At 59.8% G+C, this 12,539-nt stretch carries 13 protein-coding genes and 2 pseudogenes; 6 read left to right on the top strand and 9 right to left on the bottom strand.

Features of this window, described 5'->3' with window-relative positions; all coding sequences use genetic code 11:
- Nucleotides 1–32 precede the first annotated feature (32 nt).
- From RHM58_RS11925 to RHM58_RS11935, 3 genes and pseudogenes are all read left to right on the top strand, one after another.
- Nucleotides 33–503, top strand: a complete 471-nt coding sequence (locus RHM58_RS11925; protein ID WP_322270446.1) for an A24 family peptidase — start codon at nucleotides 33–35, stop codon at nucleotides 501–503.
- A gap of 123 nt (nucleotides 504–626) precedes the next feature.
- Nucleotides 627–1,415: a response regulator transcription factor gene (locus RHM58_RS11930; RefSeq protein WP_322270447.1), complete on the top strand. Its 789-nt coding sequence runs from the start codon at nucleotides 627–629 to the stop codon at nucleotides 1,413–1,415.
- Between the two features lie 1,025 nt (nucleotides 1,416–2,440).
- Nucleotides 2,441–2,668, top strand: a pseudogene (locus RHM58_RS11935) (DUF6124 family protein); the annotation flags it as partial.
- A gap of 62 nt (nucleotides 2,669–2,730) precedes the next feature.
- On the opposite strand, the gene RHM58_RS11940 reads toward RHM58_RS11935, so the two are convergent.
- The 8 genes and pseudogenes from RHM58_RS11940 to cpaB form a co-directional block, all read right to left on the bottom strand.
- Nucleotides 2,731–3,000: a DUF3613 domain-containing protein gene (locus tag RHM58_RS11940; protein ID WP_201256318.1), complete on the bottom strand. Its 270-nt coding sequence runs from the start codon at nucleotides 2,998–3,000 to the stop codon at nucleotides 2,731–2,733.
- Nucleotides 3,001–3,007: 7 nt separating this feature from the next.
- On the bottom strand, nucleotides 3,008–3,733 hold the full coding sequence (locus RHM58_RS11945) for a tetratricopeptide repeat protein (protein ID WP_201256319.1): 726 nt from the start codon (nucleotides 3,731–3,733) through the stop codon (nucleotides 3,008–3,010).
- Nucleotides 3,734–3,756: 23 nt separating this feature from the next.
- Nucleotides 3,757–4,641, bottom strand: coding sequence for a type II secretion system F family protein (locus RHM58_RS11950; RefSeq protein WP_322270448.1), 885 nt, complete (start codon nucleotides 4,639–4,641; stop codon nucleotides 3,757–3,759).
- A 1-nt stretch (nucleotide 4,642) separates the two neighbouring features.
- Nucleotides 4,643–5,527: a type II secretion system F family protein gene (locus RHM58_RS11955; protein ID WP_322270449.1), complete on the bottom strand. Its 885-nt coding sequence runs from the start codon at nucleotides 5,525–5,527 to the stop codon at nucleotides 4,643–4,645.
- An 18-nt stretch (nucleotides 5,528–5,545) separates the two neighbouring features.
- Nucleotides 5,546–6,814 (bottom strand): CpaF family protein, encoded by a 1,269-nt coding sequence (locus tag RHM58_RS11960; protein WP_201256322.1) that lies wholly within the window; start codon nucleotides 6,812–6,814, stop codon nucleotides 5,546–5,548.
- Nucleotides 6,811–8,000: pseudogene (locus RHM58_RS11965) on the bottom strand (pilus assembly protein). The gene RHM58_RS11960 and the pseudogene RHM58_RS11965 overlap by 4 nt, the downstream one beginning before the upstream one ends.
- Complete coding sequence (locus RHM58_RS11970; RefSeq protein ID WP_201256323.1) at nucleotides 7,997–9,220, bottom strand: type II and III secretion system protein family protein; 1,224 nt, start codon at nucleotides 9,218–9,220, stop codon at nucleotides 7,997–7,999. The pseudogene RHM58_RS11965 and the gene RHM58_RS11970 overlap by 4 nt, the downstream one beginning before the upstream one ends.
- A 20-nt stretch (nucleotides 9,221–9,240) precedes the next feature.
- Nucleotides 9,241–10,188, bottom strand: coding sequence for a Flp pilus assembly protein CpaB (gene cpaB / locus RHM58_RS11975; protein WP_201256324.1), 948 nt, complete (start codon nucleotides 10,186–10,188; stop codon nucleotides 9,241–9,243).
- Between the two features lie 336 nt (nucleotides 10,189–10,524).
- Here cpaB and RHM58_RS11980 point away from each other — a divergent pair, with 336 nt between their 5' ends.
- The 3 genes from RHM58_RS11980 to RHM58_RS11990 all read left to right on the top strand — a co-directional run bounded on the left by RHM58_RS11980 (nucleotide 10,525) and on the right by RHM58_RS11990 (nucleotide 11,542).
- The gene (locus RHM58_RS11980) at nucleotides 10,525–10,731 is read left to right on the top strand and encodes a Flp family type IVb pilin (RefSeq protein ID WP_201256333.1); all 207 of its coding nucleotides are present in this window, start codon (nucleotides 10,525–10,527) and stop codon (nucleotides 10,729–10,731) included.
- 124 nt (nucleotides 10,732–10,855) lie between these two features.
- Entirely contained in the window at nucleotides 10,856–11,062 is a 207-nt protein-coding gene (locus RHM58_RS11985; protein WP_322270450.1) for a Flp family type IVb pilin, read from the top strand.
- A gap of 72 nt (nucleotides 11,063–11,134) precedes the next feature.
- The gene (locus tag RHM58_RS11990; RefSeq protein ID WP_322270451.1) at nucleotides 11,135–11,542 is read left to right on the top strand and encodes a response regulator; all 408 of its coding nucleotides are present in this window, start codon (nucleotides 11,135–11,137) and stop codon (nucleotides 11,540–11,542) included.
- Between the two features lie 141 nt (nucleotides 11,543–11,683).
- On the opposite strand, the gene RHM58_RS11995 is transcribed toward RHM58_RS11990, so the two are convergent.
- A complete protein-coding gene (locus RHM58_RS11995) occupies nucleotides 11,684–12,538 on the bottom strand; it encodes a MaoC family dehydratase (RefSeq protein ID WP_322270452.1) in 855 nt (284 codons plus the stop codon).
- Between the last annotated feature and the right edge of the window lies 1 nt (nucleotide 12,539).

Below are 12,539 nucleotides of genomic sequence, written 5' to 3' on the forward strand. Positions count from 1 at the left end.
ATCATTCAGCAAAAACGGACGGTTTTTACCGGATGCAGAGTTTTGTCCTATTTATATGGCTGGCGTTGTGCGCTGCGCAGGATGCACGGGAGCGGCGCATCGCCAATGCCTTGACCCTGGGGGTTGGCGCGCTGGCGCTGGTGTACCTGCTTTGGACCGGCAACACTTGGATGGGCGCCGAGGCGCGGCAGGGTGGCTGGGCCTTTTTGCTGGCGTTGGCATTCACTTTGCCGGGCTACGTCATGGGCAGGATGGGGGCCGGGGATGTGAAACTTATGACAGCTCTGGGCCTTGCGACGGACGGCATTTTCGTCCTCTACGTATTTATTGGCGCCGCCGTGACCAGCGTGGTCTGGTTGCTACTGGCGCCAAGAGTCTGGTTGCATATGAGTCAAGGACTTAAAGAACGTCTTCGATATATGGCGCCTGGAGCGTCAAAAAAGCCGCCATTTGCGCCGTTCGTGTTCGCGGGTGCTCTGGCAGCACTGTGCTGGATCCATTAGTCGTGAAGCGCCACTAGTCCTATGTACATAGTCGGAAAGTGCGTCTACTTTCAAATGACTGGTTATACAGCCAAAGGCTGGCGGTACAGGAATGGTCAGCTTGACCTTGGCATGGAGTGGCACGTGAACAAAGTGACGTCTGCGGTAAAAGTCCTTGTGGTTGACGATCAGCCGTTGATTGTCGAAGAACTGTGTGAATTCCTTGAGAGCAGCGGTTATCGCTGTGTTCCGTGCGAATCCAGTCAGCAGGCGGTCGAGCGCTTCAGTGAAGACGCCGAGATCGGTCTGGTGCTGTGTGATTTGCACATGCCGGGTATGGATGGCATTCAACTGGTGCTGGAACTGCAGCGGCTGGCCGGCAAGGAGCGGGCGTTCGAGGCGATCATGCTGACCGGTCGCGCCGACAAGCAGGACGTGATCAAGGCGTTGCGCGCCGGGATCGCTGATTACTATCAAAAGCCGATTGATCTGAATGAGTTGCTCGAGGGTTTGCAGCGCCAGGAAGTTGTCCTGCAAGAACGGCAGAAGAGTGTGCAACTGGGGCATTTGAATCAGAAGCTGCAGTTTCTTTCCGAATCCATTGATGATCTTTACCAGGACCTGGACAAGGTGCGGCGTAGTCCTGCTGCGTCTTCTCGTGGTGTTTCGGGTGAAGAGGTCGGCGAGACGGACCGGTTGGAGATCCCGGCGATTTTCAATCAGTTGTCGCCTCGGCAGTTGGATGTGGCGCGGTTGGTGGGCAAGGGGCAGACCAATTATCAGATTGCCTGTGAGTTGGGGATTACCGAGAACACGGTGAAGCTGTATGTGTCGCAGGTTTTGCGGTTGACGCATATGCATAATCGGACGCAATTGGCTTTGGCGCTTTCTCCCAGTAGTTCTTTGGTTCGGCAGCGGGTTATTGCGCATTGAGCCTTTGGTCTTGGCGGCCTTTGGGCCGACCATGTTCTTGGTGGTTGAGTACATATCCGTTGCTGCGGTAGCGGCTACTTAGGGTTTCGCCCTTACGGCGAGGCACTTTTTTCAAACGCCAAAAAAGTACCCAAAAAGGCTCGCCCCGGCGTCCGGCCCCTCGCCTAGGCTCGGCGTGCCTTCGTTCCGGTATTCATCTGGGGGCATCGCCTACGGTCTGCTTCGCGACGACCTCCTCTCGATGTGTGCGGCTTCGCCGCACGGCGCTACGCGCCCACCCCCCAGATGAACACCTCCACTCAGCCTCCCGAAGGGGCGGGTAGAGCAAGATCAAGAGCAGGCGAGCTAACGCTCGGCCTAATGAGTGGTGAGGAGCGGTGCGGTGTATGCCGCTCTGCTTTTGATTCTGCTTTTGTAGGAGCGAGGCTTGCCCGCGAAGGCGGCCTGACAGCCGACCTATCGCTCCCGGATGCACTCGGTCCAATTGTGGGAGCTGGCTTGCCTGCGAAGGCGGCCTGCCAGCCAGCCAACCCATCTCTATTGGATGCACTCAGTCCAATTGTGGGAGCGAGGCTTGCCCGCGAAGGCGGCCTGACAGCCGACCTATCTCTTTCGGATGCACTCAGTCCTATTGTGGGAGCGAGCCTGCTCGCGAAGACGCCCTAACTAACGACGATGTTTAACGGTCGGTAAAATTTTCAGAACCGTCCCACAAGGTTTTCAGGTTGCCTGTCGGACGCGGTATCTCTAGCCTTTTGTCTGTCGCTGACACATTCAGCGATCGGGCTGTCGCGGCCTGAATTAATCTACTTGGTGCATAATCACCGCCCTCAACCGACAGCCTCCGGTGCCTGTCGTTTGATCTATGGTGGCTGTGCGCGGGATACCTTCGGGTATGCCGGGTTGCCAAGTACCGGTCCGCGACCCCGCGTACAGCTGCCACCCTTTGATCGCTGTCGCGGCGGTCAGTGGTAGCTCCGTTTTCTACTTGGAGTCTCACCATGTTCAAACCTACCCCCAATCCCCCTGCCTCCCGCAAACCCAGCACGATGTTCATGATCGTCCCCGAAGTGGACACAGAAAGCCTGCTAGCCCACACCTGTGAGTCCCTGGCCTCGGCGAGTGTCATGGCCAGTGATTTTGCCGCGCGCTTGCAAGGTCCCGACCGGCATACGGCGATGGCGCTTCAGCAGATTGTCATGCTGGCTGAGTTGGCGGTGAATCGGGCGCTGGATAACGTCGATCCTGCATAGACCGCGTTATCGCTGCCCCCTGTAGGTGCTGCCGAAGGCTGCGCCTACAGGGGATTATCGACTTAGTTAGTTTTAATCTTGCCCCCTGTATCCGGGTCATACAGGTCCGGGATCTCATACTTGTATTTCTTTAACCAGCGCTGCATCGCCAGTTCCCGTTCCGCCGCGGTCGCTGTTTGCGGAGTAGGGGAGGCGGCTTTGTTGCTACTTTGCAGTACCAGCCAGCCTTCGGTTTCCTGTTGTTGCGGCGAGGATGGGCCGGCGTCGATGGCCTGAGCACTTAGTGGCAGGCTCAACAGGCTCAGGCAACACAATCGTTTCAAAGTGTTCATGGCGGCCTCACTTGATCGTTAACGGCAGCGGATCGGCCACTACGGCCACCTGGCTGCCGGTAGCGGGTTTGGCATGGACCGACGGGGTCTTGAGTTTTTCCGCACGCTCCTGGGCGTCGGTGAATTGTTCCGGGCTCAGGTGTGAGCGGCTGACGATTTCGGCGGCTTGTTGCCATTTGTCCTGATACAGCAGCAAGGTCACCAGGTTCAGCGAGGCCAGTTGATCGTTTTGCTTGAGTTCGATGGCGGTGAGGAATTCGAAGCGGGCATCTTCCGTGCGCAATTGGTTGAGGTAGACCACGCCCAAGTCGTTGCGGATTTTTTCGTCGGTCGGCGCCAGTCGCGCTGCCCGTTGCAGGTGCGCCTGAGCCTGGCCGTTGTCGCCACGAGCCGCGTAGAGCTGACCCAAACCGTGTTCGGCCTCAGCCGTCAGGCAACTGCCGAGCAGGCTGCGGTATAGCGGTTCGGCTTCGCTGCGGCCCAGCAGGCGATACACCTTGGCTTTGCGCAAGCGCACTTCGCCGAGGTCGTCCGGCAGGTTTTGCAGATTGGCCAGGCTGGCGTGCAGTTTTCCGTCGTTGACCAGGTCGTCTGCCAGGTTAAGGGCCAGTTCCTGTTCGGAGCTCAACTTGCTGCAACTGGTGGGACCGGTCAACGCCGCCCACGGTGTCTGGCCGTCAGTGGCGCAACCGCCCAGCATTAACAAACTTGCCGCGACAATCAGTGCTTTCATCAAACTCTCTCCGTGAGCCAACGTCAGGACGCGAATGCTCGGGATATGGCGGTAAAACCAGGGCCGGCCAGTACGATCAGTAAAGCCGGAAACAGAAACAGCATCATCACCACGGACATCTTGGCCGACATCTTTGAAATGTATTCCTGCAAGCGTGTCAGGCGCCTGTCGTCGAGCAGTTGCTTGAGCGACAGCAGCGACTTCATGGCGCCGCCGCCTTGATGAATCAGTTGCTGCAAGATGACGCAGGTGTCGGTGAATTCATCCACCGCGAGCATCGCCGCGGCCTTGTTCAGTTCCTGGCCCAGCTCAAGGCCGGAGTCGACACGGTTCAGGATCAGGCGCAGTTCGCTGGTCAGTTCCGGCAACAGCTTTTGCCCCTCGGTGCTGAGCACGCGCAACGCCTGTTCGATGGCCATGCCCGATTCGAAAAGGATGCGCAACAGCGGAATAAAGGTCGAAATCTCGATTGAAATGATTTGCTGCCGGCGAGCGGCGGCATACGCCAACAAGCGCTTGGGCAGCAGATAACCCGCGCCCGTGGCGAGCATCGGCAGCAGCCAGCCGTTGTCGGAGTGCGCAAAGAACACCTCTTGCAGGAACAGCCCCAGGCCGAGGGCCAGCAGCGGGGTGCCGATCTGGCAGGCCGCGTACAACGAGCGCTCGCTGGCGCGGCGCCAGCCCAGGCGGGCGAGCAGGATCTGGGTTTCGCTGTCGATGCTGACCGAGCGCTGGCCAAACTTACTGCCGCCCAGAACCCGCAGCCAATTGCCGAACCGGTTTCCCCGCACCAGTTGTCCCTGCAAACGTTGGGTTACCTGACGCACGCGGCGGCGTTCTTGCAGCAAGTGATTGGTCACCAGCAACAGGGCGCCGAGGAACAGCATGAGGCTTGCCAGAAGGATCATTTCAAACGCTCCTCAACATGCGCCACAGCGCCAGGCTGCCGAGGACCTGCAACACCAGCGCGACAATCAGCATGGTCTGGCCACCCGAGTCATGCCACATGCCGAGCATGTAACCGGGGTTGGTCAGCATGAAGTAACTCACCAGAATCACTGGCAGCAAACCCAGCACCCATGCCGTCATGCGGGTTTCCCCGGTCAGGGCACTCAGTTGGCGGGCGCCCTGGTCCCGTTCGCGGATCAGTTTGATGAGGTTCTCCAGCAGCTCGCTGGCGTTGCCGCCGTAGCGATGGTTGACCTTCAGGCCCAGGGCAAACATGCGCAATTCGTCCTGTTCATAGAGTTCGGCGAAATCGCTTACGGCGTCCGGCAAATTAACGCCAAGCTGCACGTTACGCTGCACCCGCCCCATGGCTTTTTTCAGCGGGTCTTCACTGGCCTCGATGCCGCCGATGATGGCATCGGTCAAGGTCCGGCCGGACTTGAGGCTGCGCACGCTGTGATCGAGCAATTGCGGCAGTTGTTCGATCATGCGTTTGAGGCGGCGCCGATACAGCCAGGAAATGTACAGGCGCAGCAGCAGCGGCGGCGCCAGCACTGCGACCAGCAATCCGACCCAGTTCGCCAGCAGGTAACCGAGCAGCATTGCCACCGTCCACAGCATCAACCACAGGCCCAGACGCTCGGTCGGGCGCCCTAAGCCGGCGCGTAGAAACATGCGCTCAAGACCCACCCACGAGGTCTTGCTCGCGGCTTGTATCGGTTGACCCTTGGCCAGGCGATTGAGCACCCGTTCGTTGGCCTTCTTGTGCACGCCGTGCAGGAACAGGCGAATCGACAGCCCCAGCAAGATAAGGCAGACGAGGATAAGAATGATCGGTCCGATCATATTGAGTGTCCCATGCCGTCAGTCCAGGCTCGACTCGTGCCGCAACTTGTCGCCGGCCGGGTTGATCGCTTCGCGCAGGAAGCCGAAACCCGTCTTCCGATTGAGGCGGAACAACGTGTTGGTGACGTAGATGCCTTCACGCACGCCGACCACTTCCACCACCTCGCTGACGCAGCGGCGGCCGTCGGGCAAACGCGTCAGTTGGATGATCACGTCCAGCGCTGCGCAAATCATCTGCCGCAGGGTGCGTTCGGCCACGGTGCGACCTGTCAGGCCGACCAGGGTTTCCAGGCGTAACAACGCGTCCTGGGCATTGTTGGCGTGCACGGTGCTCATGGAACCGTCGTGGCCGGTGTTCATGGCGGTGAGTACGTCGAGCACTTCGACCCCGCGAATCTCGCCGAGGATGATCCGGTCGGGGCGCATCCGCAGGGCGTTGCGGATCAGGTCGCTGGCTTTGACTTCGCCGTGGCCCTCGGCATTGGGCGGTCGGGTTTCCAGGCGCACGACGTGGGGGTGGCCCAACTGCAATTCGGCGACGTCTTCGATGGTCACCAGTCGTTCATGGGGGTTGATCAATTGGCTGAGGATGTTCAGTAAGGTGGTTTTGCCGGTGCCGGTGCCGCCGCTGATGAGGATGTTGCAGCGCTTGCCGACCGCTTCCTGAAAAAACTCGAAGATCGACTGATCGATGGTTTGCATGGCCATCAGGTCGGTGCTTTTGAGCATGTCCTTGCGAAATTTACGAATCGACAGACACGGCCCGTCCAGTGCAATTGGCGGGATGATCGCATTGACCCGACTGCCATCAGGCATGCGCGCATCGACCATCGGCGAAGACTCATCTAGCCGTCGCCCCAGCGGTGCAAGAATGCGTTGCATGACTCGCTCAACGTGATGCGCATCGATAAAACGCAGGTCACTTTGATGCAGCACGCCGTCCCGTTCGATGAACACCCGGTGCGGGCCGTTGACCAGGATTTCGGTCACGGACGGATCGCGCAGCAACACTTCGAGCGGCCCGAAACCGGTCAGTTCATCGACGATTTCTTCGGCCAGGCGCTCCATTTCATAGCGGGAAATCGCCAGGTGCAGGCGAGCAATGTATTCGGCGACCTTGTCGGTGACGAACTGCGCCAACAACTGCCGAGAACCCTCCAGCAGGTTTTTTCCGGATTCTTCGATGGCATCGATGATGTAGCGGTGCAGCACCAGTTTCAGGCCTTCGTGGTCGGTGTTGCCGACGGGGCCGCGCTGGGGTGAGCCGAACAGTTTTTCTACGGTCATGGCGTGCCTCGCAACCGGTTGAACCAGTTGACCTTCGGCTTGGCCAGGCTTTCAGAACGTTTGGCCAGACGCTCGCCGAGGGCGCGCAGGCTTTGTGTGAGTTTTTCCCTGGGGCCCAGTTCGAACAGGCTCAGGCCCTGGTTTTTCGCGTTCAGGCGCAGTTCCGGACTGTAGGCCAGCACCGCGATCACTTCCAGATTGAAGGTTTTGCCGAGGGTGTCCGAGTCTGGCGCAACGTTGTTCAAGTAGCGGTCGACCAGCAAGCGCCCGTGTTCGAGCTTCATGCCTTTTTCCCGCCACGAGTTGAGCACCGCCAGATTGCGGCGGCAATCGAGGACGTTCTGGTCGGTGTACCACAGCAGTTTGTCGCAGTGGCTGACAAAGGTGCGCAGCGCTTCGCTGTCCGGCTGGCCGGTGAGGTTCACCACGATGTGCTGGAAGTGTTGGCGCAAGGCGCTGAGCAACATGTACAGCTCGGCGGCGCTGGTGCCTTCCAGCGGTGCATCATCGCCGGCATACGCCAGAATCCGCAGGCCTGCCTCGGCGCTGGTGAAGGCGCTGTCGATCAGCGTGGCGTCGAGGCGGCGCAAGTGGCGCAGGGCATCGCCGAAATGAAACGAACTTTCCAGCCCCAGCAACTCCAGGCTGTCACCGCGCGGCAGGCCGAGGTCCAGCAACAGGGTTTGCTGCCCGCTCTTTGCACCACCAGCGCCATGTGATTGGCCAGCAGCGCGCCGTCGGCGTTGCTCTGCACGCCATACAGCACGGTCAGGCCGCCCAGTTGCGTGTTCGGCGCCACCGGTGGCAGGCGTTTACTCAAGCGCCGCACCAGCCCGGCGACTTCACTGGATCGCGAGCCATAGGCGACGAAATCTCGCGCTCCGGCGCGCATCGCATTCAGTACCAGTTGATTGTCCATGCCGTCGCCGAGCGCGACGATGGCAAGCATCGGCTTGGCCTCCAGTGCGCCTTCGATCAACGCGCTCTGGGCCACCACATGCTCACGGTCGAGGCCGACGAACACCAGGCTGGCGAAGGTCACGTCGACCAGCGCCAGCAATTCGTCGAGGCTGCCTCCCCCTGCGCTCACCACCTGACCCAGCGGCGTGAGGGCACCTTGCAGCCATTCCAGATCAGTGCTGTTGCGGGTGATGGCGAGAAACGTCTGGCTCAGGTTCTGGCTCATTGCGAGAGCCCGCTGCGTTTGTCGAAGTTGCCGTTTTCGAGGAAGAACATGCGGTAGAAATTCGGGTCATAGTTGCGCAGTTTTTCGCCCGGCAGCGACGGCAGTTGTGCATCCGCCGCCAGCGGTTGTACCAGGTGCGGGGTGACGATCATCAGCAGCTCACGCTCCTGGCGGTTGATTGATGAACTGCGGAAAAACGCCCCGAGGATCGGAATGTCGCCCAGCCCCGGAAACTTGTTCACTTGCGAGGTATTGGTGGTGCTGATCAAGCCACTGATGACGAAGCTTTCGCCGTCAGCCAGGGAGACGCTGGTGTCGGTGCGGCGGATGGTCAGGGCTGGCACCTGGGCGCCGGCGATGGTGATCGCGTTGCTGTAATCGAGCTCACTGACTTCCGGTGCGACCTTCAGCGCGATGCGATTTTTACCGATGATGGTCGGGGTCAGGGTCAGGCGGATGCCGAATTCCTTGTACTCGATGGTCACGGTATCGCTGCCGGCGCTGGGCACGGGAATCGGGATTTCGCCACCGGCCAGGAAACTCGCGCTTTGTCCGCTCAGCGCCACCAGGCTAGGGCGCGCCAGCGTGTAGGCAAAGCCGCTGCCTTCCAGGGCGTTGATGATCGCCATGGTCTTGCCGCCAATCCATGAGAAGTTGAACTGCCCGTTATCCACCGGCAGTTTCGGCGTCGGTACGCCGCCGACGGTCGGCAGCGTGCCGGGGGAGCCGAGCAGGAAGTTGCCACGCGTACCAATCAGCGACGCCGTGGCTTCCTTGAGTTTGGTGCGGCTGACTTCGACGAAGCGGATGTCGGTCTGCACCTGTGATGGCAACAACGCGTCATCCGACGGCAGCACGCTGGCGTTGGTCAGGGCGGCGGTGGCTTTGCCCTGGACAAACACCATGCTCTGGCGCGGCTCGCTGGCGCAGGCGGTCCAGACCATCAGACTGGTGGCGCCGGGGGCCATGCCGGTGAGTAAAAAGGATGAGCTGCCATTGGCCTGCACATCGGCGATTTTCGGATCACCAATGGCCAGGCGAGTGATCGCCACCGGCGACTGCACATCCTGTTGCAGCCCTTCGCCGATTTCGATGACTGGCGGTAAGCGGCCCAGTGCGGTGCAATTGCCGGTCACCGCGAAGGCAGTGTTTATAGACAGTCCCATCAGCATCAAGGCCCCGAAAACAGGTTTGAACTTCGGCCAGGAACGACTTTGCATGCACTTGGATCCTTACTCAGTCATTGGGTTTGTTGGGTGAGTTGATTGCCGCGAATGATCTCCACTGCTGGCCGCGTCGCGCCAACGTGGCCGCCACTGGACGGAGCTTTCGGCGCGCCACCCAGGGCCAGTTGGGTGAACTGGAAAAGTTGACTGTTGGCGCTGTCGAGCTTGGCCGGTGACTCGCTTTCGCCGGCCCAGTATTTGGCCAGGCGCTGCTCTTCACTGCTGCGCACGGCCAGGCGCAACGTGCCGACCTGAGTGGCGAGCATCAGCCGGCTCAAGAGTTGTTCGGGGACAGCCAGCACCACGGTGCGTGCGGTGATGCGGCGTTGGTCCTGTTTGAGTTTGTCGTCGCTGCTCAGGGCCGGTGTGGCGGGTTGACCGTCGTTGGTCAGGCCGAACTGCTCACCCACCCCGAGCACGCGCATCGCGGGGACAACGATCTGCGTCGACTGTTGCAGGTTGCTGGCGTCCTGGCGCAGGTACAACAACACATCGACATAGTCGCCGGGGGTCAGTTGCCCGGCGGCACCGATCACTTCGTCCACGGCGACGGCGAGGGCACGTTCATCGCTGTGAATCATGCGCGCCAGGGCGCCGCCCGCAGCAAAGCTCTCATCGTTGAGCCAGGTGCCGGCGCTCAGGTGTCGCCACGGCGCGCGCCCCACGGCTTGCTCGACTTTGCTCAGGCTGCCGGCGGGGGCGCTGCGCAGTTTTTCCACGGTAAGGTCCGCGGCAGTGAGCGGGGTGAATGGCGGGACGTCATGGACCAGCACAACCACCGGTTGACGGGTCTGGTCTTCGGCGACGGCAACGGTTTTTTCAACGGTGGCCACCGGGGCCGTGGAGGCCACCGGTGCGGTGACGGGCGCGGGTTGCCGACTGAGGACCAGGCCCCAATAACCGACAAAAATTGCCCCCAGTAAAAGGACTGCTGCAAGGCCCATGGTGACGCGACTGTTCATGACGGCTCCCTATCCTGCTGCACTACCAGCCGCACTTTCCAACAAGAGACCTCGCAATCAGGCAGCTATGAACTTCCAACTATTTCGCTATTTCCAAGCTAGCTGATCTATGACAAAACGCCATCATCGGCCCGAAAATAACTCACTAAAGTATGAGTTTTGGCCTATTAACTGTCGGAATCATGGCGTCAACATTCCGGTTAATCCTTTGTGATTAATCCGTTCTTACAGTTGTTGCCTAGGGGTTTGTTGACAATGCTCTGATGGCACGGTGGAACCTGCCGCTATACCGTCACATCGGCGCCAGAGGCGCAAAGGAGTAGAGGTATGTCTCGTATGATTTTCGATTATCTAGTGGCCAGGGCTCAGTTGTTCTTCAACAGTGAAGACGGGGCATCGGCCATCGAATACGCGATTGTGGTGGCGATGGTTGCAGTGGTGGTCGTGGCGTTTGTGACGCCGCTTGGTAACCGGGTCCTGCAGTACTTCAACGATATTCTGGTGGGCCTCGGTGGTGTGGCGCAGGTCAGAACAGCGCCGTGATCAAGACTTCAACAACGACTCGTTTGTCTTCTGAACCAGATCTGCGAAAGGTGCATTCAGGCATTGCCGGGATCATTGGATCTCTCTTTGTCTGGGTGACCCTAGACGCGTAAGGAGAACTTCGATGCTCTTTGAATACCTGATGTTGCGTGCTAGGCAGTTTCTGTCGAGTACCGAAGCGGCGTCGGCCATTGAGTACGCAATTGTTGTAGCAATGGTCGCGGTGGTGGTCGTGGTCTTCGTGACGCCCGTGGGCGCAAGGGTGCTAGTGATGTTCAACAATATGCTGGTAGCGTTGGGCGGGACTGCGGTGACGGCGCCCACGCCGTGACCTGAACACAAGTCACGCATGGCTGATGGCAGGCTACACTCGGTCCTACCCTTCCGTTTTCAGGTATTGCCCATGAACGCTTCCTCATTTCCCCGCCAACAGTTACTGCTGGTTGACGACGAAGAGGATGCGTTGCTGGAGTTGGCGGAATTGCTGGAGGGCGAGGGCTTCAGTTGCTTTACGGCCACTTCGGTCAAACTCGCCCTGCATCATTTGACGTGTCATCCAGACATTGCCTTGGTGATTACTGATCTGCGCATGCCGGAGGAGAGCGGCATGTCGCTGATCAAGCGATTGCGTGAGCACACCTCGCGCCAGCATTTGCCAGTGATCGTGACGTCCGGGCATGCTGACATGGAAGACGTCAGTGACATGCTGCGCTTGCAGGTGCTCGACCTGTTTCGCAAACCCATCTATCACGTGCGGTTGCTGGAAACGTTGAATAACCTGTTCCCGCAGGTTCATTCAAAATCACTGTGACTGACCTGCCGCTATCGCGAGCAAGCTCGCTCCCACACGTGTCTCGGTCGTACACAACATCTGTGAACGACACTGAACCCCTGTGGGAGCGGGCTTGCTCGCGAAGGCGATCTTAATGACACCAAAAGCCCCTGCCAAAACTCAGGCGACAGGCCGCCAATGCCCCACCATATGTTCCAGTTCCCCGGCACCCAACAACTGCAAATCACCACTGGACGCCGCCGCACTGGCCAGCAACGTCACCTCGCTGGGCAAGCGCACCGGTTTGCGAAACTGCACCGCAATCTCGATATTCGCCGTCGGCAAATGATCCGCCAGTGCCGCGAGGGTGCGTGCCTTGTTCCACAGCCCATGAGCAATGGCCGTAGGAAAACCGAACAACTTGGCACTGACCGCACTCAGGTGTATCGGGTTGTAGTCCCCGGACACCTTGGCGTATTGCCGGCCAATGTCCGCCGGGGCTTTCCAGCGAGCCACCTCGGTCAGCGCCAGCGTCGATGCCAGCACCTCTTCAACCGGTTCGCCCTCGAGTTTGACCCCGCGACAGAGCATCTGGCTTTCAGCCTCCCAAAGCGTGCCCAACTGATCATCCAGGGTCGTGACCAGGTCGAACGTCGCGCCCTTGGCGTGGGGTTGCAGGTTCTGCAGCTGCACGCTGACCCGCACACGATTCACCCCGCCCATGGGGCGCAGCACCCGAATGCGATTGCTCAGGTGAATCAGCCCCAACAGCGGAAATGGAAACTCCTTGGCCGTGAGCAATCGCATCTGCAGGGCAAACGCCAGGACGTGTGGATAAGTCGGCGGTAACAGACCGTTGTCGGCGAAACCACAAACCTTGCGATAGTCCGCCAGGCGTTTCGGATCGACAGTGAGCCAGCAGCGTAAACCCGAGTCGGGCAGGGTGGTGCCGGTGATTTTTCGGCGCAGGGCCGCCCGCAGGTACAACTCGGGCAGGCTCGGTTCGCGGTTGAGTGTGTGCCAGTCGATGATCATC

The organism is Pseudomonas sp. 10S4, from assembly GCF_034344865.1.
Taxonomy (GTDB): domain Bacteria; phylum Pseudomonadota; class Gammaproteobacteria; order Pseudomonadales; family Pseudomonadaceae; genus Aquipseudomonas.